The organism is Streptomyces sp. M-16 (genome assembly GCF_052114405.1).
In the GTDB taxonomy this organism is placed as follows: domain Bacteria; phylum Actinomycetota; class Actinomycetes; order Streptomycetales; family Streptomycetaceae; genus Streptomyces.
Genome location: NZ_JBFRER010000007.1, coordinates 158,531 through 179,881 on the forward strand (window position 1 = coordinate 158,531; position 21,351 = coordinate 179,881).

Consider the following 21,351-nt stretch of genomic DNA (forward strand, 5'->3'; position numbering starts at 1 on the left):
GTCACATCGGCCGCTGCCGGCCGGTCCCTTCCCTGAGAATCTTCCGGTGGAGCCAGGCGCCGCTCCGGTCCGCCTCCGCCGGCGGGTGCCGGACGATCACGTACCGGCTCGGGGCCAGTACTCCGGGGCGGCCGGGAAGCGCGTCCATCAGCGCGGTGTGGGCCTGCGCCGGGGTGAGCGGGGTGTCGCCCGCGGCGATGTACGCCGTCAGGGCGCTCTCCGCCGGCCCGCTCCCGGCCGGGGCGTCCGCGGTGACGTGTACGGGCAGGCCGTCCAGGGCCCGGCTCAGCGTCGCTGCCACGAGCGGCGGCGAGGTCCAGGAGCCGTCCACCCGGAGCCAGTGGGGTCCGCGTTCCACCGGCCGGACCCCCGTCGCCCCGGTGAGCGACGCGAGCGGCACGTCCCGCGTGGCGGCGGCCTCCAGGAGCCGTACCAGACCGGTGAGGAGACCCTCGGCCTCCTCGCGCCCGAACAGCGCGGGGTCGGCCCACATGCCGAGGTGCAGCAGCGGATCGGTCGCGTAGACGAAGGCGAGGACGCGGGTCGGCAGGACCTGGTCCGGGCCCCAGGTCAGCTCCAGCTCCGGCCCGTACGGGTCCCGGCCCTCCGGCGGGCCGTCCGCGGTGAGGGAGGCAACGGTGCCCGGGAGCGTGCTCACGTCGTTGAACACGACGTCGCGCGCGAACCGGCTGCCGCGCTCGAAGGTGGCCCTGCCGATCACCTCCCACAGGCCCAGCGCGTCGAACCGGCTGTGCCGGTAGGCGTTGAGGGCCGCTCCCCAGGCCTTCTTGAGGAGCACGTCGAAGGACGGCACCCGGACGTCGAGGGAGAGCAGGGCGTCCTGGGAGAGGGTGTTCACCGAGCGCGCGAGCCGGGGGTGGTACCGGTTGGAGGTCGGGGCGGCGATGACGCAGGCGTCCTGCCCGGCGCGGTGGGCGACGATCGCGCACCAGGCGGTCAGCAGCACGGTGGACGGCAGGGCGCCGGTGCGTTCGGCCACGCCGGCCAGCGCGCGGGCGGCCCGCCGCGACCGGAGGGTGAGCAGGGGCACCCGTACCTCGGTGCCCTCGGCGCCCGGCTCCGCGAACATCGCCTGGGGTCCGGTGCGGATGATCCGCTCCCAGTGCCGCAGCGATGCCTCGGACCTGCGCACACCGGCCGGGGTGGCCTCCTCCTCGGCGAGGCCGAGCGGGGTGAGCGAGGCGGGCGGGGCGAGCTCCTCGCCCGCGAGCAGGCCGAGCCATTCCTCCTTCAGGACCGCGAGGGCGCCGGCGTCGGTCAGGGCGTGGCTCGCCGCCATGGCCACGCACACCGGCGTGCCGGCGCGTGTCACCAGGGAGAAGCGGAGGGGGAAGTCCCGGTCCAGCCGGAAGCGTTCCTCGCGCGCCCGGCGGGCCAGCGACTCGGCGTACCCGACGGGGTCCTCGGGGAGTTCCCGGTGGTCGAGGACGGTGACGGTGAACGTTCCCCGGGACGCCACGGCCTGCTCGCGGGGCGCGCTGCCCGGGGCGTGCGGGAAGGTCGTGCGCAGGGCCTCGTGCCGTACGACGAGGGCACGCAGTGCTTCGACCACCGAGTCCGTCCCGGTCCCCTCGGGAACCAGCCACACGTCGTGGATGTTGATGTGCGCGGGTTCGTCCCGCAGCATGCAGCGGATCATGTTGGCCTGCCCCATCGTGACGGGGCCCCGGCGCTCCTCCCCGCCCGCGTACGTGACGGTGAGGACGTGCGTGCCGCCCGGCTGACGGGAGCGGGTCAGGCGGTGCATCGCGCGGACTCCCGGTGCGTCGGGCCGGGACGGCCCTGCGCCCGGCTCGCGCGGGTCAGGTCCTCCCAGGCGTCGGTCAAGGCGGCGAAGTCCTCCATGTCCTGCCGGGCGTCGTCGAGGAGCCGTGCGCGGCGGGCGGTGAGCGCGTCCGCGGCCGCGGTGTAGCGGCCGCCCAGGGTCCGGTACGAGCGGTCGAGGACGTCGAGCCGTCGGGCGCCCTCCGCGGGGGCGACGCGGGCGCCGTCCCTGAGGAAGCCCGCGACGGCGGCGGCGCGGACGTGGCCGTCGGGGTCGAGCAGCGCGTCACCGGCGCGTTTCGTGGCGGCGTACACGGCGTCGAGGTGCGGGCCGGAGAGGAGGAACTTGGCGAAGCGCAGCTGGTAGGCGAGGAAGCCGGCGTCGGAACGGCGTTCCTGGGTGTGGAAGTTGACGATGTGCCGGTTGTGGAGGACTCCCGGCAGTCGCGCGTCGTGGACCAGGTGGAGGAGGAAGTAGTCGCTGCCGATGGTGTCGGTGGCCGGCGGCAAGGGCACCCGGCCGTAGACCTCGCGGTCGAGGGCGATGTTGCACATGTCGACGCGCAGGGGGCTGACGCTGGTGAGGGTGGTGCGGTCGCCGGCGAACGCGGCGGTCCCGGCGCCCCGGAAGGACTCCGCGATCAGGTTCCTGCGCCAGATCTCGGGGTGGCCGGCGGGGACCGAGAGGCCCACCACGTCCTCGTAGACGGACGGGTCGAGGCGGCGGATCTCCTCCACGTCCACGGACATCTCGCCGACGAAGGAGCCGCCGACCAGGGCCACCGGCCGGTCCGCGCAGGCGGGGTCGAGCCTGCTCCGGGTGACCAGGGCGGACACGTCGGCGGCGCGCCGCCCGAGGGACGTCAGCTCGTGGTGGAGGGGGAAGACCGGCTCTCCGTCCAGGTACTGGTAACGGCTGTCCGAGTCCCGGCGGTGGACCGAGGTGCAGCCCAGGGCCTCCGCGATGAGGAAGGCGCGGTTGGTGCAGGCTCCGTAGGAGACGCGGGAGGGCAGCATCAGGTCCAGCAGCCGTTCGGGCGCGGCGGCTCCGGACCGGGTGACCACCTCGTCCAGGAAGGCCCGTTGGGCGTCCTCGTCGAGGTGGTGCACGACCACCCCGGGGACCGCGGGCAGGGCCGCGACCGTCTCCCGGTGCACGGCGAGTGCCGGGGCGCCGCAGGAGTCGAGGACGAGGAGGTGCACCTCGGCGCCGAAACGGCGGGCGCCGTACGCGGCCTCCTCGGCCACGGCCCTGATCGTCGCCGCGCAGGGCCGGTTGGTGGGAAGGGTCAGGCAGACACGGCGCACGCCGGCTCCCCGCTCCGGTCGGTGCGGGTGGCGGCGCCCGTCTCCTTCCAGGACGTGAGCCCGAGCAGCCTGCTGCCGAGCTCGTTCAGGGTGGCCGTGGGGTACCGCTCGGACTCGTGCAGTACGGGGTCGCCGACCAGGGTGCGGTTCCAGCGCGGGGTCCGCAGGTGCCGCCAGGAGTCGACGCGGGAGCGCTTCAGCCGCTCGTGTTCTTCGAGGGCCGGCATCATCGACAGGTACTGGACCGCCCGCACCTGGTCCCGGGAGGTGTTGCGCGCCACGCCGTGGGCGAGCAGGCCGTTCCAGATCAGCAGGTCGCCGGGGTGCAGGTCGGGGCGTACGACGGGGTACTCCGCCCGGTCGGCGCCGGGGCGCAGGGGGTCCCGGTCGGCCGGACGGCCGGCCTTCCACTCGTCGAACCGCCGGAACAGCTCCGGACTGCACTGGAAGCCGCCCGACTCCGGCCGGGTGTCGTTGAGCGCGATGATCCCCTGGACGCGCTGCGGCGGAACACCGAGCGTGGTGTCGATGTCCCAGTGCAGTTCGATGTCGAAGCCGCGGTCCGTGGGCTCGATCAGGGCGCGGTCGCGGTTCCCGACGTTGGGCGGGTTGAGGTTGAGCCGGTCCTGGGTGACCCAGAGTTCCTCGCAGTCCCATACGTCGACGAAGGCGTCGTAGACGCGCTGGGCCTGCCGGTTGTCCCACAGGAGCTGGTGGTGGTACGCCTCCACGAAGCCGTACACGTGCAGTTGCCGGTCCAGGTCGGAGCGGAACGGCCGGTCCTCGTACCAGCTGTCCGGCCGGTCCGGGTCGAGGCCCTGGAATTCCCAGGTGAAGTCGAGGAGGCGCCGCGCCGCTTCCGCCGGGACCGCCTCGCGGACGATGACGTAGCCGTACGTCTGCCAGTGGGCGAAGTCCTCGTCCGACAGCACCCGCAGCGGTCTCGACTTCTTCAGCTCCCGCAGGGTGGTCTGGGCCAGGTAGGACTCGCCGTCCGCGCTGAAGTACGGCAGGTCCGAGGCCGCCCGGTGGAGACGGGGGCGGCGGGGAGCGGGTGTCGTCATGCGGTCCCTCCAGAAAGGGAGTCGGGGCGGCGGTTCGGCTCGTCGGCGGGTGCGGCCGCGCCGGCGGGTGCGAGGGGAAGGAGAGCGGTGACGCGCGCTCCTCCTCGGCCGGAGGGCAGCGCGGGGCGACCCTCGGCGCGGGCCGGTGGCGGACGGCACGGACGGGTGGTCACGCCGTGGCGCGGGTGCGGGGGCCCCGCCGTTCAGCGGAATTGGTTTAGACCATAACCGCTGCCAAGTGGCATCTCAAGAGACGGAGTTGCGCCGAAACGGAGCCTGGAACTCCACTCGACCGTCCGCCAGGTTTGGTCTAGACAATAGCCGCACGGGCGGCTTAGTGTCCTGATGCGCAGTCCGCCCCTAATCGGACATTCGACTTCTTCGCCGCTGCGCACCCGTCGCGGTCAACGCCGACCGCACGCGCGGGCCTTGGCACCCGTCCGCGCTCCGGTGGAAGCGCGTCGGCGCCACCGCGCAGACGCCGTGGCGCGATCGCCGCGCCCACCCGCGCGGCCGGCCCCGTCGAACTGTCCACCCACGCCCAGAGGAAGCGGTTCCCCATGAGCACACCCAGCACCACGGCCCTGCCGGACGGCGGCCTGAAGAGCCCAGGTGCGGGCCTGATCACGCTGGATCCGGTCCGGACCGCCCTCCTGCGCGGACTGGACGACCTGCTCACGGGGCTGGCCGCACGGCTCTGCGCCCCCGAGGTCGTCGGTCCGCCGCTGCTGTCCGTGGAGGGCCTGGCCCGGCTCGACTTCTTCCGCAACTTCCCCCACCTCGGCGTCTCCGCCGCGCGTTTCGCCCCGGACGCGCTGGACGGGCTCGCCGCCGGCGAGGCGCCGGGAGAGCTGCCGCTGCGGCCGACCGGCTACCTCCTGCCGTCCGCCACCTGCTACGGGCTGCTGCTCTCCCTGGAGGGCGGGGACGTGGGCGAGGAAGGCCTCCGCCTCTCCGCCGCCGGCCGTTGCTTCCGCAACGAGACCCACTACGACGGGCTGCGGCGCCTGTGGGGCTTCCACATGCGGGAGGTGCTCTACCTCGGCACCCAGCAGGGCGCGGTCGAGCACCTGGAACAGGGTGCCGGGTTCATCCTGGAGGCCGCCGCGCGCCTCGGTCTGGAACTGGACAGGGCCGTCGCCGACGACCCGTTCTACGACAAGGGGGGCGCCCGGGCCCGGCTGATGGCCCTGGACCCCGTCAAGCACGAGTTCTCCGCCCCCGACGGCACGGCCATCGCCTCGGTGAACCGGCACCGCAACTTCTTCGGCGAGCGGCTGGACATCCGCGCGGGCTCCGCCGGCCCGGCGTACAGCGCCTGCGTCGCCTTCGGCCTCGAACGCTGGGTCCACGCGATGATCCTCACCCACGGCACCCCCGAACGGGCCCTGGACCGGCTCCGCGACGCCGCCCTCTGAGGCGGGCCGTCCCGCCCTCACCTCACCGCAACCGCAGCAAGGAGCGACTCTCCCCCATGGACCGCATCGCCACGTGGCTTCACGAGAAGAACCCCGGCCTCGACGGCCCCATCGGCACCGACGAGGACCTCATCGAGGCACGCCTCATCGACTCGATGGACTTCCTGGAGTTCGTCGACCTGCTGGAGGAGCTCTCCGGCACCACCATCGACCTCCAGGAGGTCACCATCGACGACTTCCGCACCCTCGACAGCGTCCAGAAGCGCTTCCTGAGCGCGTGCCCCTGACCGACGGCGCGGTACGGGGCCGGGACACGGGCATCGCGGTGGTGGCGACCACCCGGGAGGTCCTGGCCCGCCCCGGCCTCCACGAGGGCCTGCTCGCGCCCTGGGAACGGCGGCGGCTCGCCGGGATACGGGTGCCGGGCCGCCGTGACGACGTACTGGCGGCACGGCTCCTCGTCCGGCTGTGCGTCGCCCGTCACACGGGCCTGTCGCTGCACGAGTCGGCCCCGGCGCAGCGGTGCCCCGGGTGCGGACGGCACGGCCACGGGCGCCCGTACCTGCGCGGCCGTCCCGGGGTGGGGCTGAGCATGAGCCACGCGGACGGTCTGGTCGCGGCGGCGGTCGGTCCGGGCGCCGTCGGCATCGACGTCGAGCCCTCGACGCGCCGCCCCGGCCCGCTGCGCGTGCTCCGCCGCCTGCTGCCCGAGGCGGACCTGCGCGAAGCCGGCGCCGGGCCGGATCCCGGCCCGGCGCTGCTCCGGCTGTGGGTCCGCGCGGAAGCCCTGCTGAAGGCCGGCCGCGGCGACCTCCCCCTCCTCGAATGGCAGGACCACGACCGGGCGGCGGTCGCGGCCGTGGCCGCCACCACCCCCACCACGGTCATGACCGCCGACGCCGCCCTCGCCGGTCCCGGAGAGGATCATCCGTACCGCGAGGACGGGGACCGGGACGAGGACGGGGGCGGGGGCGGGGACGGGGACGGGGACGGCGATGCGGTCACGCCGGCCGGGCCGCGTCGGCTTCGTGGTGGACGCCCGTGAGGAGGGCCCAGACGACGAGGAGGTTCACGGCGATCAGCACCATGGCCCACCACGGGTAGTACGGCAGCCACAGGAAGTTGGCGATCGCTCCCAGGCCGGCGACGGTGACGCCGAAGTAGCGGGCCCACAGGGCCCCTCGGAGCACCGCGACGCCCGCGAAGAGGAGCAGGGCGCCGAGGATGATGTGCACCCACCCCCAGCCCGCGAGGCTGAACTCGAACACGTAGTGGCGCGTCGCGACGAACACGGGGTCTCTGGAGGCGGCGGAGATTCCTTCGAGCAGCGCCATCACGCCGCCGAAGATCATCAGGGCCGCGGCCACCTGCGTGCGGCCGGACGTGGGCGCGTGCCAGGGCTGGGGGTGTTCGTGGCCCGCGCGGGCTCTGCTGGCGTCACTGGCCATGTCGGCCTCCATGGGTTGCGGAGCCGGTCCGGCGTGCCGCGACCGGCGGAATTCCCCGTCTCAGCCTGGCACGGCGGACCCACATCGGCACTCCGGGCGCCCCGGCACCCGCCCGTGGCTACGCCGAGGCCGGGTGCGGGGGGTACGGCGGGCGGACCGGGGTGACGGGGGGTGCCGGGAGGGGCGGGAGCGCGGGGGTGTGGAGCCAGGCGGTGAGGAGGTCGTCCAGGGGCTCGGTGGCGTAGCGGGCCACGTGGGCGGTGAACACGGCGGTGGTGACCACCCCGTGGCGGTGCACGCCCGCCCAGTCGCGGAGCATGCGGAAGAACGCGGTGTCGCCCAGGGCGCAGCGGATCGCATGGACGGTCAGCCCCCCGCGCTGGTAGAGGCGGTCGTCGAACATCAGCTTGCGGCCCGGGTCGGCCAGGCGCAGGTCCTGTGGCGCAGCGGAGAGCAGCCGGTGGGCGGTGGCGGCGAGGTCGTGCGCGGGGCGGCCGCCGGAGCGCTCCGACCAGAGCCATTCCGCGTACTTCGCGAGGCCCTCGTTGAGCCAGATGTGTCGCCAGTCGGCGATGGTGACGCTGTTGCCGAACCACTGGTGCGCGAGTTCGTGCGCGATGAGGCGCTCCGATCCGCGGGCGCCGTCGACGTGGTTGGCGCCGAAGAGGGAGAGGCCCTGGGCCTCGACGGGGACGTCGAGTTCCTCGTCGGCGATGACGACGGCGTACTCGCCGAAGGGGTAGGGCCCGAAGAGTTCCTCGAAGAGGCGCATCATGGCGGGCTGCCGGGCGAAGTCGCGGGAGAACCGCGGCAGCAGGTGTGCCGGTACGTGGGCGGTCTGCGCGACGCCGTCGAGGCCGGGGTCGCCGAGCAGCACCGTCTGGTAGAGGCCGATGGAGAGGCCGACCAGGTAGCTGGAGGTCGGTGCGGGCTGCTCGTAGACCCAGGTGGTGGTGCTCGCCCGGGTGGTCCGGGTCAGCAGGCGGCCGCCCGCCACGACGGTGTAGGCGGAGGGCGTGTTGACGGAGATGTGGTACGAGGCCTTGTCGGCGGGCCGGTCGTTGCACGGGTACCAGGAGGGCGCGCCGACGGGCTGGCTGGCCACGAGCGCGCCGTCGGTCAGTTCCTCCCAGCCGAGGCCGCCCCAGGGGCTGCGCACGGGCTTGGGGTTGCCCGCCCAGTGCACCTCCACGGTGAAGGCGGCGCCGGCCGGCAGGGGCTTGGCGGGCCGTATGCGCAGCTTGCCGCCCCGGTGGGCGTAGTGCGGGACGCGGCCGTCGACCAGGACGCGGCCCACCTTGAACTCGGCCAGGTTCAGGGCGAACTCGGCGAGCGGGGCCCGGCCGGCGATCGCGCTGAGCCGGGCCGTCCCGGACAGCCGGTTGGGGCCGGGACGGTACTCCAGAGCGAGTTCGTACCGGTGCACGCGGTAACGGGGGTCGCCGTTGGCCGGAAAGTACGGGTCGGATGCCGCTGTCTTCTGGCCGCTGAGGTTCATGGCCGTTCCTGCTCCCTGCGATGTGCCGCTGTGCCGCTGTGCCCGGCCGTTCAGGACCGCCACGCCTCGATCGGATTGCCCAGCCACCGGGTGTCGGCGGGGACGGATTCCCCGGCCATCACGAGCGAGGCGGGTCCCAGTGTGCTCCGGGCCCCGACCGTGCTCCCGGGCAGGACGATGCCGCCCGGGCCCAGGGTGGCGCCCTCGCGGAGGACCACAGTATCCGTCCTCAAGATCCGGTCGTGGAAGAGGTGTGTCTGCAGGACGCAGCCCCGGTTCACGGTGACGCCGTCGCCGAGGACCACCAGGTCCGTCTCCGGCAGCCAGTAGCTCTCGCACCACACTCCGCGCCCGATCCGCGCCCCCAGGCCGCGCAGCCACAGGGACAGCAGCGGGGTGCCGGGCACCGATCCGATGAGCCACGGCACGGCCAGGACCTCGACGAAGGTGTCGGCCAGTTCGTTGCGCCAGACGAAGCCGCTCCACAGCGGGTGCTCGCCGGTGCGGTGGCGGCCCACCAACAGCCATTTGGCGGCGACGGAGACCGCGCAGGCGGTGGTTCCGGCGGCGAGCAGGACGGCGCCGGACAGCAGCGCGGCCTGCCAGGGGCCGGGGCCCGGGGCCGTGATCAGGGCACAGAGCGCGGCCCCGGTCAGCACGGCCAGCGCGGCCGAGCAGAACACGGGGACGAGCCGGCACAGCTCGACCAGGCCGCGCGCCCACAGCAGGCGGGTGGGCGGGTCGTAGGTACGGCTGTGGTCGGCGTCCGCGGCGGACCGCGGCAGCCTGACCGGCGGCAGGCCCAGGTAGGAGCTGCCCTTCTTGGCCTTCTTCGGGGTGGCGGACAGGACGCCGACGAGTCCGTCGTCGGGGACGCTGCGCCCCGGCGCGGTCATCCCGGAGTTGCCGAGGAAGGCCCGGCGGCCGATCTCGGAGTGTCCGACGCGCATCCAGCCTCCGCCCAGCTCGTAGGGGGCGGTCAGGGTGTCGTCCGCGAGGAAGGCGCCCTCGCCGACGGTGGTCAGGCTGGGCAGGGCGAGCACGGTGGAGACCTCGGCGCCGCGGCCGATCTTCATGCCGAGGAGCCGCAGCCACACCGGGGTGATCAGCCCGGCGTACAGGGGGAAGAGCGTCTCGCGGGCCCGGTCCATCAGCTGGGTGACGGTCCAGGCCTGCCAGCCGGTGCGGCTGTGCGTGGGGTGGGTGCCCGTACGCAGTCCGAGGCTGAGCAGGCGTACGGAGACCAGTAGCAGCAGCGCGTACGCGAACCCGAAGGCGAGTGCCCCGGGAACCACGGCGAGCAGGGCACCGCGCAGCGCCTGCGCGAACCCGGCGCCGGCGGGCACGAACCGGCTCGCCACGAGCAGGGCGGGCAGGGCGGCGAGCACGGGCAGGGCCGTGAGGCCGAAGCCGGCCGCCCCGTAGGCGGCCCGCCAGGGCAGCCCGCGCGGCGGGCGTTCCTTGGGCCAGTTCCGCTTGGCCCGGCCGAGTTTGACGGCGGGCGCCCCGGCCCAGCGCTGCCCGGTCGGGATCTGCCCGGCCACGGCGGAGCCGGGGGCCACCTCGGCCCGCTTGCCGACCCGCGCGCCGGGGAACAGCATGCTGCGGGTGCCGACCACCGCGCCCGCGCCGACCTTGACCGGGCCGATCTCCAGCCGGTCCCCGTCCAGCCAGTGCCCGCAGAGGTCCACCTCGGATTCGACGGCGCAGCCGCGGCCGAGCTTGAGCATGCCCGTCACCGGCGGCAGCGAGTGCAGGTCCACCTCGGGCCCGACCTTGGCGCCGAGCGCCCGCGCGTAGCGCTCCAGCCAGGAACCGGTGAGCGAGGTGGCGCCGGCGTACTCGGCCAGCCGCTCGGCCGTCCACAGCCTCAGGTGCACGCTTCCGCCGCGCGGGTACCGCCCGGCCTTCACCCCGCGCAGCAGCAGGCGCGCCCCGCCGGCCGCGATCGCGAGGCGCCCCGGCGGGCTGAAGAGCAGGGCCGCGCCGGCGGCGACGAGCCACCACGAGGCGGTCGGCGCCCACGGATAGGGCCCGAAGTGGTGCAGTACGTTGCCCAGGGCCAGCAGCGCCACCGTCCAGCGGGCTCCGACCAGGGTGAACAAGGGGAGCAGCAGGAACGCCTGCGCCGCCTTGGTCCGCCGCGGCACGGGCGCGACGGTGCGGGTGGCGTCGTCGTCCCGTACGGACTTCTCCAGGCGCCGGGCCAGCTTGCGCAGGACGGGCTGCTGGTAGATGTCGAGGACGGCCGCTCTGGGGTAGCGGGTGCGCAGGCGGGTGGTGAGCTGCGCCGCGGCGAGGCTGTTGCCGCCGATCGCGAAGAAGTCGTCGGCCGCGCCGGTGACGGCCACTCCGAGGGTCTCGCTCCACTGTTCGGCGAGCCAGGCCTCGGTGCCGTACAGCTGCTCCGCCGGTCCGGTGCTCTCCAGCTCGGGCAGCGGCCACGGCAGGGCGTCGCGGTCGACCTTGCCGGAGGTGCGGGTCGGCAGTTCGGTGACGGGCGCGAGCAGGGGGACGAGCGCGGCGGGCAGTTCGGCGCGCAGCCGGGTGACGGCCGCCGCGTGGTCCCAGCCGTCCTGGGTGACGAGGTAGCCGACGAGCAGCTGGTTGCCGCTGCGCGCGGTGCGGACGGCCGCCGCGGCGCCGGCGACGCCGGGCAGGGCCTGGAGGGCGGCGTCGACCTCGCCGAGTTCGATGCGGCGGCCGCCGAGTTTGATCTGCTCGTCGGCGCGGCCGAGGAAGACCAGCCCTTCCGGTTCGGCGCGGACGAGGTCGCCGCTGCGGTAGGCGCGCTGCCAGCCGAGGGATTCCAGCGGGGCGTACTTCTCGGCGTCCTTCTCGGGGTCGAGGTAGCGGGCGAGCCCGACGCCGCCGATGACGAGCTGGCCGCTGCCGCCCATGGGCACCGGTTCACCGGCCCCGTCGACGACGGCCAGCTCCCAGCCGGCGAGAGGAAGGCCGATTCTGATCGGTTCCTCGCCGGTCAGGAGTGCGGCGCAGGCGACGACGGTGGCCTCGGTGGGGCCGTAGGTGTTCCAGACCTCGCGGCCCTCGGTGACCAGGCGCTGGGTCAGTTCGGGCGGGCAGGCCTCGCCGCCGAAGATCAGCAGCCGGACCTCGTCGAGGGTTTCCGGCTCCCAGAGGGCGGCCAGGGTCGGCACGGTGGAGACCACGGTGATCTCCTGCTCCACCAGCCAGGGGCCGAGGTCGGCGCCGCTGCGCACCTGGGAACGGGGCACGGGGACGAGGCAGGCGCCGTAGCGCCAGGCGAGCCACATCTCCTCGCAGGAGGCGTCGAAGGCCACGGAGAGTCCGGCCATGACGCGGTCGCCGGGGCCGACCGGTTCGTCGGTGAGGAACAGGGCGGCTTCGGCGTCGACGAAGGCGGCGGCGCTGCGGTGGCTGACGGCGACGCCCTTGGGTCTGCCGGTGGAGCCGGAGGTGAAGATGATCCACGCGTCGTGCTCGGGTCCRGGCCGTGCGGCCGGTGCGCGGACGCCGGCGCCGCCGGGGGTTTCGACGGGGTCGATGCGGCCTCCGGCGCCCAGTACGGCCCGTACGCCGGCTTCGCCGAAGACCAGCTCGGCGCGTTCGTCGGGGTCCTCGGYGTCGACCGGCACGTAGGCGGCRCCCGCGGCGAGGACGGCGAGGATGCCCGCGTACAGCTCGTTGGTGCCCGAGGGCACGCGTACGCCGACGCGATCGCCGAGGCCCACTCCGGCGGCGTCCAGGGCGCGCCGGCGGCGTTCCACCTCGGCGGCGAGGGCCCGGTAGGTCAGACGGGTGGTGCCGTCGTCGAGGGCGAGCTCGTCGGGGTGGGCCCGTACGGAGGCCTCGAAGACGTCGACGAGGGTGCGTACCGGGGCCGCGGGGCCCGCGGTGAACCGGGCGGACTTCCCGGGCTCCTCGTACGGGTGCCCGTCCGTACGCCCGCCAGTACGCCCGTCCGTGTGCCCGTCGTCGTCGAGCAGGGTCACTTCACCGTGCTCCGGTGTGGCTGTCATGGGCCCTCGCGTCTCGTTCCCGGAAACGTCCGGGTCGCCGGACGGAGCCCGGGTTCGCCCGGGTTGTTCCGGTCCAGCGCCAAACAACCCGCCAGTCTAGTGCGGCATCAAGAATTTTCTCGTTGAAGCCTGTGGCGTGGCCGGGAAGGAGACACCGTCCGGCGCCCCGTCCGGCGCGGTCCGGCGCGGTCGGGCCGCGGTCGGGCGCGGTCGGGCGCCGGATTCAGACGCGCACCATGCGCGAGACGGCGTGCGAGGCCTCCGTGACCTTGTCGCGGGCGGCGTCCCCGCCTTCCGCGACGGCGTCGGCGACGCAGGAATGGAGGTGGTCTTCGAGCATGGCGAGCCCGAAGGACTGCAGGGCCTTGGTGGTGGCGCTCACCTGGGTGAGCACGTCGACGCAGTACGTCTCCTCCTCGACCATGCGCTGGAGGCCGCGCACCTGGCCCTCGATGCGGCGCAGCCGCTTGAGGACGTCGTCCTGGTGTCCGCTGTACCCCTGCACGGCGGTTCCTTCCCTGGGGGTATCCATGCAACGACGGCCGTCGGCCTCGTGTTCCGCCGGGCGGGCGGTCCGGACGCGCGGCGCCCCGGCCCGCGACGGGACGTCGCGGACGGGGGCGGGCGCGGTCAGTGGGAGTGCCCGTCCGACTGCTCGGGGGCGGCCGGGGCGGCGGGGGGCGCGGGCGATTCGGCGGGGGCCGCGGGAGCGGCGGCGCCCGCCCGGACGGTGAAGGCCGCGGTGCGGACCTTGCCCTGGTGCTGGAAGTCCAGGAAGAGCCGGTAGGTCCCGGTGCTCGGGGCGGTCGCGGTGAAGGAGACGTCGGGGCCGGGCCCGCCCTCGTTGGGGTGGACGTGGAGGTAGGCCAGGTCCCCGTCGCGCAGGGCGACCAGGTGGCCGTAGGCCCCGAGGTACGGCTCCAGGTCGGTGACCGGCCTGCCGTCCTTGCTGACGGTCAGCTTGAGCTCGCCCGCCTTGCCGGGGTCGAGGTCGCCGGCGAGGGCGACCCGGTAGCCGTCCACCTCCGCGGTCCTCTCCGCCGGGGGCAGCGCCTCGGGGGTGTAGGCGCCCGCGACCGACAGGTCCGCGCCGAGGGTGACGCCCTCGGCTCCTTCGGCGGCGGGGGTGAAGTCGGCGAAGGCCTTGTACGCGCCCGCCGCCGGGAGGTCGACGGGGGTCGACCAGGTGCCGTCGGCCGCCCGCACCGGGTGGAGGTGGCGGTAGACGGTGAGGTCACGCGAGGCGACGATGAAGTGCAGTTCCTTGCCGTGCTCGGTCTTGAAGGCGGTGACGGGGCGGCCCGCGGCGTCCTTGACGGAGAACCGCAGCTCGCCCTGCCCCGATGTCCTGCGCGGGGATTCCAGGCTCAGCGTGTAGCCGCCCTCGGAGACCTGGAGCCCGCCGGCCGCCGGGCCCTTGCCGGGCTTCTCGTGCTCCGCGTGTCCGGCGGCTCCCCCGCCGGCCGGCGCCGCGTGGCCGGCGTGCTCGGCAGCGGCCGGCGCGCCCACGGGGCCCACGCCCACGCCGACCCCGTAGGCGGTCCCGAAGGTCGCTGCTAGCGCGGCGGCGAAGACGGCGATCCTCACTCCGGTGTTCATGGCTGCTCTCCCGTACGAGGTAGACGACGTAAGGCCGCATCCAGCGGTTTCATGACTTCACCATACCCCTGGGGGGTACCAAGTCAAGCCGGGTCGGCGCTTGCGCTGGATACCACTGGGGGGTATACCTGAGACCAGAAACCGGATACCCCCAGCGGGTATCCGCACGGATCAAGGAGAAACGTATGTCTTCCTGCTGCACCCCTGACGGCAGCTGCGGTACCGGCACCACCACCGTCACGGCCGTCGCCGACAGCACCGCCACCGCCTACCGCGTGTCCGGCATGAGCTGCGGCCACTGCAGGACCGCCATCACCGCCTCCGTCGGCGCCCTCGAAGGGGTCCTGTCCGTGGACGTGGACGTGGACGGCGGCCTGGTCACCGTGACGACGGCGGGCGCCCCCGACGACGCCGCGATCGGCGCCGCGATCGACGACGCCGGCTACGAGCTGACCGGCCGGGCCTGACACACCGCCCGGCCCCGACCCACCGGCCGCCGGGGCCCCGTCCGCACCCCACCGGGCCCCGGCCCCCACCCCGCGCTCGAACGAGGAGCAGCCCTCATGACCACCATCACTCCCGGCGCCGCCCAGGTCGAGCTCGCCATCGGCGGCATGACCTGTGCCTCCTGCGCGGCCCGCATCGAGAAGAAGCTCAACCGCATGGACGGCGTCGAGGCCACCGTCAACTACGCCACCGAGAAGGCCAAGGTCACCTTCGACGCCGACGTCTCCGTCGCGGACCTGATCGCCACGGTCGAGGCCACCGGCTACACCGCCAAGGAGCCGGCCCCCGCCCGCGCCCAGGGCCCGTCCGGCGCCGGGGAGGAGCCGGAGGAGGCCGACGAACTGCGCCCCCTGCGCCAGCGGCTCACCACCGCCGTCGCCCTGGCCGTGCCGGTCATCGCGATGGCCATGGTCCCGGCCCTGCAGATCGACTACTGGCAGTGGCTGTCGCTGACCCTGGCCGCCCCCGTCGTCACCTACGCCGCCTGGCCCTTCCACCGCGCCGCCTGGACCAACGCCCGGCACGGCGCGGCCACCATGGACACGCTGATCTCGGTGGGCACGACCGCCGCCTTCCTCTGGTCGCTGTGGGCCCTGTTCTTCGGCACCGCGGGCACGCCCGGCATGACCCACGCCTTCGAGTTCACCATCGCCCGCAGCGACGGCGCCGGGAACATCTACCTGGAGGCCGCCGCCGGCGTCACCGCCTTCATCCTCGCCGGCCGGTACTTCGAGGCCCGCTCCAAGCGCAAGGCCGGCGCGGCCCTCAAGGCGCTGCTCGAACTGGGCGCCAAGGAGGTCACGGTGCTCCGCGACGGCCGCGAGGTCACCGTGCCGACGGCCGACCTCCAGGCCGGGATGCGCTTCCTGGTCCGCCCCGGCGAGAAGATCGCCACCGACGGCACCGTCGTCGAGGGCTCCTCCGCCGTGGACGCCTCCATGCTCACCGGCGAGTCCGTCCCCGTCGAGGTCTCCGTCGGGGACTCCGTCACCGGTGCCACCCTCAACGCGGGCGGCCGCCTGGTCGTCGAGGCCACCCGGGTCGGCGCCGACACCCAACTGGCGCGGATGGCCAAGATGGTGGAGGACGCGCAGAACGGCAAGGCCGCCGCGCAGCGCCTCGCCGACAAGATCTCCGCCGTGTTCGTCCCGGTCGTCATCGGTCTCGCCCTGGCCACCCTCGGCTTCTGGCTCGGCACCGGCTCCGGCCTCGCGGCCTCCTTCACCGCCGCCGTCGCCGTACTGATCATCGCCTGCCCCTGCGCCCTGGGCCTGGCCACCCCCACCGCCCTGATGGTCGGCACCGGCCGCGGCGCCCAGCTCGGCATCCTGATCAAGGGACCCGAGATCCTGGAGACCACGCGCAAGGTCGACACCATCGTGCTCGACAAGACCGGCACCGTCACCACCGGCCGGATGACCCTGCTCGCCGTGCACACCGCGGAGGGCGTCGCCGAGAACGACGTACTGCGCCTGGCGGGCGCGCTGGAGCACTCCTCCGAGCACCCGATCGCCCAGGCCGTCGCGACCGGCGCGGCCGCCCGGGTCGGCTCCCTGCCCACCCCCGAGGACTTCGCCAACATCCCCGGCCTCGGCGTCCAGGGCGTCGTCGACGGGCACGCGGTCCTGGTGGGCCGCGAGAAGCTGCTCGCCGAGTGGGCGATGGCGCTGCCCCCGCACCTGGAGCGCGTCAAGGCCGCGGCGGAGAGCGCCGGCCGCACCGCCATCGCGGTGGCCTGGGACGGTGAGGCGCGGGCGGTCCTGGAGGTCGCGGACGCCGTCAAGGACACCAGCGCCGAGGCGATCCGCCGGCTGCGCGCCCTGGGCCTGACCCCGATCCTGCTGACCGGCGACAACAAGGCCGTCGCGGAGTCCGTCGCGGCCGAGGTCGGCATCGACGAGGTCATCGCCGAGGTCATGCCGCAGGACAAGGTCGACGTCGTGAAGCGGCTGCAGTCCGAGGGCCGCAGCGTCGCGATGGTGGGCGACGGCGTCAACGACGCGGCCGCGCTCGCCCAGGCCGACCTGGGCCTGGCCATGGGCACCGGCACCGACGCCGCCATCGAGGCCGGTGACCTGACCCTCGTACGGGGTGACCTGCGGGCCGCCGCCGACGCGATCCGGCTCGCCCGCAAGACGCTCGGCACCATCCGCTCGAACCTGTTCTGGGCCTTCGCCTACAACGTGGCCGCCCTGCCGCTCGCCGCGGCCGGACTGCTCAACCCGATGATCGCCGGAGCGGCCATGGCCTTCTCCTCGGTCTTCGTCGTCGGCAACAGCCTGCGTCTGCGCGGCTTCCGGGCCGCCGCCAACTGAGGAGCTCCCGTGGCCGGTTACGAACCACACAAGGAAGACGTCATCAGACGCCTGCGGCGGATCGAGGGCCAGGTCCGCGGCGTGCAGCGGATGGTCGCCGAGGACGTGTACTGCATCGACGTGCTCACCCAGGTGTCCGCCGTCAACGCCGCGCTCCAGTCCTGTGCCGTGACCCTGCTCGACGCACACCTGGGCTCCTGCGTCACCGAGGCCATCGCCGAGGGCGGGGACGCGGCGAAGGCCAAGGTGGGCGAGGCCACCCGGGCCATCGCCCGGCTGATCCGCGCATAATCCCGGYCGGCGTTTCCGCGCCCGCCCCGGGCCCGCGTACCGGACCGGGGTATGCCCCCGCCGCCGGGACGGCCCGTACGATGAGCCGCCCGCGAGGGGGAGGGGCGAGGAGCGATGCGCGTACGCCGGCTGGGAGAGCTGGAGGCCGAGATCATGGACCGGGTGTGGCTGTGGGGACGGCCCGTCTCCGTCCGCGAGGTCGTCGACGACATAAACCGGCGCCGCAAGGTCGCCTACACCACCGTGATGACCGTGGCCGACATCCTGTACCGCAAGGGCTGGCTGAGCCGCGAGAAGTCCGGCCGCGCCTGGATGTACGAGGCCGTGCGCAGCCGTGAGGAGTACACCGCGGCGCTCATGCAGGACGCGCTCGGCGACAGCCAGGACCGCAGGGCCGCGCTGCTGCGGTTCGTCGAGGTCATGTCCCACGAGGACGTGGAGGCGCTGGACGAGGCCCTGCGCGCCGCCCGTCCCGGGCGGCCGGCCGGCGAGCCGGGGGGCGGCCGGTGAACCACCACGTCCTGCCGCCGCTCGGCCTGGCCCTGATCACCGGCCTGGTCCTCCCGTGGATGCTGGTCCGCGCCCGCTGGGCGCAGCAGGTGCCCCGGCTGGGACTGGCCGTGTGGATGCTGTGCGGTGCGGCCTTCGCGTTCTCCGTGGCGGTCCTCCCGGCGCAGTTGCTGCTCCCCGAGGAGACCAGTCACCGGCTCGTCGACCTGGTGCTGACGCTGAACCCGCCCTCTGCGGACCGGCTGGCGGCCGCCACGGGCCGCGAGCACCTCGCCGCGGCGGCGGCGTTCACCGTCCTGGCACTGCCCGGAGCCGCCTTCGTACGGGAGGTCGTGCGGGCACGGCGCGCCCGCGGCCGGCACGCCGGACTGCTGCGGTTGGTAGGCCGCTACGACGCCCGGCTGGGCGCGACCGTACTGGACGACGCGCGCCCCGCGGTGTACTGCCTGCCGGGGCGCTCGCGCCGGGTCGTGGTCTCCTCCGGGGCGGTGGCGGTCCTGACGGAGCAGGAGCTGGCCGCGGCCCTGGCGCACGAGCGGGCCCACATCGGCGGCCGGCACCATCTGCTGGTCGCCGCGGCGGGGGCGTACTCGGCGGTGTTCCGCAGGGTCCCGCTGGCCCGGATCGGCGGACAGGCCGTACCGCTGCTGCTGGAGATGGCGGCCGACGACCGGGCGCTGCGCGGCTGTTCCCGTGACGCGCTGGCCACGGCGCTGTACGCGCTCGCGGCGGGGCGCGCGCCGCGCAAGGCGTTCGCCGCGGGCGGGCCGTCGGCGGCGGTGCGGATGCGGCGCATCCTGGCTCCCCAGCGTGCGGGGCATCCGGTGCTGCGGGGGCTGCTCGCAGTGGCTACGGCGGTGGTGGCCATGGCCCCGGCGGTCGTCGCCTGTTGCTGGACGGGTTGATAGCGCGACACCGACCCGGCTATTTACTAAGCCAATTCGTAGATTTAACCTCGCTCCCGACCACTCGAATTGCCCGCTATTCTGGGCGCGTGCGGGCTCAGGACCGGTACGGCGAGAGGTGCGGAACAAATGCTGCTGGCTGACGTGCGGACGGCAGCACCCGGCGACGCGACGGCGATTTCGCGGCTCCTCGCCGAAGCCATTCGCACCGCCTACGCCGAGATCCTCGGGGAAATCCGCGTCGGCCGGCTCGTGTCGGACCATTGCGCACTGCCCCGCATTCGCGCGGAAATTGAAATTCCCGGCGGGGCGCCCGGCTGGCTCGGCTGGCTGGTCGCCACCGACGCGGACGGACTCGTGGTGGGGGCGGTCTCGGGCGGGCTCCCCGTCGCCGGCCAGGGCGAGATCTACGCCCTGTGCGCGGATCCGGCGCGGCTGCGGCAGGGGATCGGCACGGCGCTGCTGGCGGGCGCCACCGAGCGGATGCGGGAGCACGGGGCGGTCGCCCAGCGGATCGGCCTGCCCGCCGAACGGGCCCCGGCCCTGCCGTTCTTCACCCACCACGGCTTCACCCCGCTCACGCCGGTCAGGCTCGGCCGCACCCTCTGACGGCCGCCCGGCCCCGCCTCAGCCGGCCCGCGGACGCCGTTCCCGGCCCCGCCGCCGTTCCCGGCCCCGCCTCAGCCGGCCCGCGGACGCCGTTCCCGGCCCCGCCGMCGCTCCCSGCCCCGCCGCCGTTCCCGGCCCCGCCTCAGCCGGCCCGCGGACGCCGTTCCCGGCCCCGCCGCCGTTCCCGGCCGCGCCGACGTTCCCCGCCGCGCCGACGCTCCCGGCCCCGCCGACGCTCCCGTCGCCCTCCGATTCCTCCCGCCCGCGCGCCCGGGGCCGTGGCAGATCCACGCCATCGCGTGTTCACGCAGCCCCTCGCTCTGGCCCAAGTCCCGTGCCACGGGCCAGGATTTCACCAGCGGCGCGGTACCCGACGGCACGGGAGCCCCGCCCCCGGAGCGTCGGACCGAGCGAGCCCCTGGAGGAGCGATGCACACAACGAGCGGCACTTCCCTGTCCGTCAGGCCGGTCGCGCCCGCCGCGCTCGCGCCGGTCCCGCCGTCCGCGCGCGCGATCACCCACCCGGCAGCGCTCACGGGCACCCCGGCGGACTTCCCGCCCGGCCTGGAATCGGTCGCGCCGGCCGACGAGGACGCGGGCTGGCTGTACGACGCGCTGCTCGGCCCGCACAGCGCGGACGTCGTCGGATACCTGCGCCTCGCGCGGGCCTGCGGCGGCCCGGTCCTGGACCTGGGTTCCGGCGCCGGAAGGCTGGCGGTGCCGCTGGCCCGCCAGGGGTTCTCCGTCGAGGCCGTGGACCGGGACGCCGCCTGCCTGGAGCGGCTGCGGACCTGGGGCGCGCGGATCGGGCCGCAGGTGTCGCGGCTGCTGGTCACCACCCGGGCCGAACTGGCGGAGCTGAGGCTGCGGCGCACGTACCGGCTGGCCCTGCTGGCCGGGACGATGGTCTCGGCCGTGGCCCCCGACGCCCGCCCCGGTCTGCTGCGCGAGATCGCCGCGCACCTGGAGCCGGGCGGCGTGCTCGCCCTCGACTACACGGCGCACCGGATGCGGGACCTGGCGCGGGAGCCCCGGCGCGCGTACGCGTTCGAGGTGCCCCGGTTCGACGGGATCGAGGAGTGGGCCGCGGCCCGGCAGGTCTTCGACCTGGACGGCATGAGCGAGCACGTCACCTACCACTGCGTGCGCACCGGCAAGCTGAGTACGGAGCGGACGGTGCGCAGCACCCGCAAGTGGATCGTCGAGCCGGACCGGCTCGACGCCGAACTGCGGGCGGCGGGACTGCGCGTGGAGCGCAGTCGGCGCCACCGCCTCGACGAGCGGACCGAGAGCGTCCTCCTCGTCTGCCGCGCCGACCGCTGAGCGCTCCGGCTCCGGCACCACCGCGTTCCCGCCCCCTCCCCCGCCGCCCGCTCCGCAGGGACGGGCAAGAGGTACGATGCCCCCAAAGGTTTGAGCGGACCAGATGGCGGATGGTGGCGGAGTGAAGGCTGTCGTGGAGGAGCCGACCGGCCGCGAGGCGGTGATCCAGCGCCTCCGCGACGTGGGCCTGCGCGTCACGGGACCGCGCCTCGAAGTGCTCCAGGTCCTGGCGGCGGGCGGCCACATGGACGTCGAGTCGATCACGGCCGCCGCCCGCGAGCGGCTCGGGACGCTGACCAGCCAGGCCGTCTACGAGATGCTGCGCCACTTCCTGGAGACCGGTCTGGCGACGAAGTTCGACCGTCCCGCGCTGCCCGCCGTCTTCGAGATCGCGGGGCCGCCCCATCAGCACGCGCTCTGCGTGCGCTGCGGCCGGGTGGAGAACGTCGCGGCGGAGGTGCCGGAGCCGGCCGACGCCTCGCTCCGCTCCTGGCGGATGGGCGAGGGTGCGGAGATCATCTTCAAGGGGCTGTGCCCCGACTGCCTCCGGGCACAAGAGGACTAGACCCTCCGCCCGCCGGACGTACGGGAGTTGGGCCCGCGGGGCCGCTCCGGACCGGCCGCGCGGGAGCCCCGCGGGAGCCGGGCGGCAACCCTTCCGGGGCCATCGGACGCGGAGGCGCGCACTCCAGAGGGCCACTGTGACCCCCGTCACATCCGAAACGCGGGCGCACGGGCCCTCCCCCCGGCATGTGCCAAAGTGTGAC

At 74.4% G+C, this 21,351-nt stretch carries 19 protein-coding genes; 11 read left to right on the plus strand and 8 right to left on the minus strand.

Translation table 11 applies throughout. The annotated features are described in order from the left end of the window. Window position 1: 1 nt before the first annotated feature. Genes AB4039_RS06035 through AB4039_RS06045 form a run of 3 tightly spaced genes read right to left on the minus strand, consistent with a single transcriptional unit; the run spans window position 2 to window position 4,157 of the window. Window positions 2–1,768 carry a condensation domain-containing protein gene (locus AB4039_RS06035; RefSeq protein ID WP_442270186.1) on the minus strand — a complete coding sequence of 589 codons (1,767 nt, stop codon included), beginning with the start codon at window positions 1,766–1,768 and terminating at the stop codon, window positions 2–4. After that, window positions 1,756–3,093 (minus strand): DUF6271 family protein, encoded by a 1,338-nt coding sequence (locus AB4039_RS06040; protein WP_442270187.1) that lies wholly within the window; start codon window positions 3,091–3,093, stop codon window positions 1,756–1,758. Before AB4039_RS06040 ends, AB4039_RS06035 begins: the two co-directional genes overlap by 13 nt. Continuing rightward, entirely contained in the window at window positions 3,075–4,157 is a 1,083-nt protein-coding gene (locus AB4039_RS06045) for a phytanoyl-CoA dioxygenase family protein (protein ID WP_266843459.1), read from the minus strand. Before AB4039_RS06045 ends, AB4039_RS06040 begins: the two co-directional genes overlap by 19 nt. 560 nt (window positions 4,158–4,717) lie before the next feature. On the opposite strand from AB4039_RS06045, the gene AB4039_RS06050 reads away from it, so the two are divergent. From AB4039_RS06050 to AB4039_RS06060, 3 genes are read left to right on the plus strand one after another with little or no spacing between them, the layout of a single operon-like run. Continuing rightward, window positions 4,718–5,575 carry a hypothetical protein gene (locus AB4039_RS06050; RefSeq protein ID WP_266843458.1) on the plus strand — a complete coding sequence of 286 codons (858 nt, stop codon included), beginning with the start codon at window positions 4,718–4,720 and terminating at the stop codon, window positions 5,573–5,575. A gap of 56 nt (window positions 5,576–5,631) precedes the next feature. Continuing rightward, window positions 5,632–5,862, plus strand: a complete 231-nt coding sequence (locus AB4039_RS06055; protein WP_266843457.1) for an acyl carrier protein — start codon at window positions 5,632–5,634, stop codon at window positions 5,860–5,862. Then, window positions 5,859–6,620, plus strand: coding sequence for a 4'-phosphopantetheinyl transferase family protein (locus AB4039_RS06060; RefSeq protein WP_442270195.1), 762 nt, complete (start codon window positions 5,859–5,861; stop codon window positions 6,618–6,620). The genes AB4039_RS06055 and AB4039_RS06060 overlap by 4 nt, the downstream gene beginning before the upstream one ends. On the opposite strand, the gene AB4039_RS06065 is transcribed toward AB4039_RS06060, so the two are convergent. The 5 genes from AB4039_RS06065 to AB4039_RS06085 all read right to left on the minus strand — a co-directional run bounded on the left by AB4039_RS06065 (window position 6,577) and on the right by AB4039_RS06085 (window position 14,124). Then, window positions 6,577–7,023, minus strand: a complete 447-nt coding sequence (locus tag AB4039_RS06065; RefSeq protein ID WP_266843455.1) for a DUF7144 family membrane protein — start codon at window positions 7,021–7,023, stop codon at window positions 6,577–6,579. The two genes, AB4039_RS06060 and AB4039_RS06065, sit on opposite strands and share 44 nt — an antisense overlap. Before the next feature lie 118 nt (window positions 7,024–7,141). Beyond that, window positions 7,142–8,521 carry a M1 family metallopeptidase gene (locus AB4039_RS06070; protein WP_266843453.1) on the minus strand — a complete coding sequence of 460 codons (1,380 nt, stop codon included), beginning with the start codon at window positions 8,519–8,521 and terminating at the stop codon, window positions 7,142–7,144. A 50-nt stretch (window positions 8,522–8,571) separates the two neighbouring features. Then, window positions 8,572–12,525 carry a Pls/PosA family non-ribosomal peptide synthetase gene (locus AB4039_RS06075; protein WP_442270188.1) on the minus strand — a complete coding sequence of 1,318 codons (3,954 nt, stop codon included), beginning with the start codon at window positions 12,523–12,525 and terminating at the stop codon, window positions 8,572–8,574. A 223-nt stretch (window positions 12,526–12,748) separates the two neighbouring features. Further along, complete coding sequence (locus AB4039_RS06080) at window positions 12,749–13,030, minus strand: metal-sensitive transcriptional regulator (RefSeq protein WP_442270189.1); 282 nt, start codon at window positions 13,028–13,030, stop codon at window positions 12,749–12,751. Between the two features lie 125 nt (window positions 13,031–13,155). Continuing rightward, window positions 13,156–14,124 carry a hypothetical protein gene (locus tag AB4039_RS06085; RefSeq protein ID WP_266843448.1) on the minus strand — a complete coding sequence of 323 codons (969 nt, stop codon included), beginning with the start codon at window positions 14,122–14,124 and terminating at the stop codon, window positions 13,156–13,158. Between the two features lie 185 nt (window positions 14,125–14,309). Here AB4039_RS06085 and AB4039_RS06090 point away from each other — a divergent pair, with 185 nt between their 5' ends. The 8 genes from AB4039_RS06090 to AB4039_RS06125 all read left to right on the plus strand — a co-directional run bounded on the left by AB4039_RS06090 (window position 14,310) and on the right by AB4039_RS06125 (window position 21,149). Continuing rightward, entirely contained in the window at window positions 14,310–14,591 is a 282-nt protein-coding gene (locus AB4039_RS06090) for a cation transporter (RefSeq protein WP_266843447.1), read from the plus strand. 96 nt (window positions 14,592–14,687) lie between these two features. Further along, a complete protein-coding gene (locus AB4039_RS06095; protein WP_266843446.1) occupies window positions 14,688–16,946 on the plus strand; it encodes a heavy metal translocating P-type ATPase in 2,259 nt (752 codons plus the stop codon). 9 nt (window positions 16,947–16,955) lie between these two features. Next, window positions 16,956–17,237, plus strand: coding sequence for a metal-sensitive transcriptional regulator (locus AB4039_RS06100; RefSeq protein WP_266843445.1), 282 nt, complete (start codon window positions 16,956–16,958; stop codon window positions 17,235–17,237). Window positions 17,238–17,351: 114 nt separating this feature from the next. After that, window positions 17,352–17,747 carry a BlaI/MecI/CopY family transcriptional regulator gene (locus AB4039_RS06105; RefSeq protein WP_266843444.1) on the plus strand — a complete coding sequence of 132 codons (396 nt, stop codon included), beginning with the start codon at window positions 17,352–17,354 and terminating at the stop codon, window positions 17,745–17,747. After that, window positions 17,744–18,652, plus strand: a complete 909-nt coding sequence (locus tag AB4039_RS06110; RefSeq protein ID WP_442270190.1) for a M48 family metalloprotease — start codon at window positions 17,744–17,746, stop codon at window positions 18,650–18,652. The genes AB4039_RS06105 and AB4039_RS06110 overlap by 4 nt, the downstream gene beginning before the upstream one ends. Before the next feature lie 129 nt (window positions 18,653–18,781). Next, window positions 18,782–19,261 (plus strand): GNAT family N-acetyltransferase, encoded by a 480-nt coding sequence (locus tag AB4039_RS06115; protein WP_266843440.1) that lies wholly within the window; start codon window positions 18,782–18,784, stop codon window positions 19,259–19,261. 429 nt (window positions 19,262–19,690) lie between these two features. Further along, a complete protein-coding gene (locus tag AB4039_RS06120; RefSeq protein ID WP_442270191.1) occupies window positions 19,691–20,584 on the plus strand; it encodes a class I SAM-dependent methyltransferase in 894 nt (297 codons plus the stop codon). A 121-nt stretch (window positions 20,585–20,705) separates the two neighbouring features. Beyond that, window positions 20,706–21,149: a transcriptional repressor gene (locus AB4039_RS06125; protein WP_266843438.1), complete on the plus strand. Its 444-nt coding sequence runs from the start codon at window positions 20,706–20,708 to the stop codon at window positions 21,147–21,149. Window positions 21,150–21,351: the final 202 nt, after the last annotated feature.

Bases quoted from the DNA above. Each gene is read 5' to 3' on its own strand.
- AB4039_RS06055 (WP_266843457.1), top strand. From the start codon at position 5,632: ATGGACCGCATCGCCACGTGGCTTCACGAGAAGAACCCCGGCCTCGAC.
- AB4039_RS06070 (WP_266843453.1), bottom strand. From the start codon at position 8,521: ATGAACCTCAGCGGCCAGAAGACAGCGGCATCCGACCCGTACTTTCCG.
- AB4039_RS06095 (WP_266843446.1), top strand. From the start codon at position 14,688: ATGACCACCATCACTCCCGGCGCCGCCCAGGTCGAGCTCGCCATCGGC.
- AB4039_RS06045 (WP_266843459.1), bottom strand. From the start codon at position 4,157: ATGACGACACCCGCTCCCCGCCGCCCCCGTCTCCACCGGGCGGCCTCG.
- AB4039_RS06065 (WP_266843455.1), bottom strand. From the start codon at position 7,023: ATGGCCAGTGACGCCAGCAGAGCCCGCGCGGGCCACGAACACCCCCAG.
- AB4039_RS06050 (WP_266843458.1), top strand. From the start codon at position 4,718: ATGAGCACACCCAGCACCACGGCCCTGCCGGACGGCGGCCTGAAGAGC.
- AB4039_RS06090 (WP_266843447.1), top strand. From the start codon at position 14,310: ATGTCTTCCTGCTGCACCCCTGACGGCAGCTGCGGTACCGGCACCACC.
- AB4039_RS06120 (WP_442270191.1), top strand. From the start codon at position 19,691: ATGCACACAACGAGCGGCACTTCCCTGTCCGTCAGGCCGGTCGCGCCC.
- AB4039_RS06035 (WP_442270186.1), bottom strand. From the start codon at position 1,768: ATGCACCGCCTGACCCGCTCCCGTCAGCCGGGCGGCACGCACGTCCTC.
- AB4039_RS06105 (WP_266843444.1), top strand. From the start codon at position 17,352: ATGCGCGTACGCCGGCTGGGAGAGCTGGAGGCCGAGATCATGGACCGG.
- AB4039_RS06115 (WP_266843440.1), top strand. From the start codon at position 18,782: ATGCTGCTGGCTGACGTGCGGACGGCAGCACCCGGCGACGCGACGGCG.
- AB4039_RS06085 (WP_266843448.1), bottom strand. From the start codon at position 14,124: ATGAACACCGGAGTGAGGATCGCCGTCTTCGCCGCCGCGCTAGCAGCG.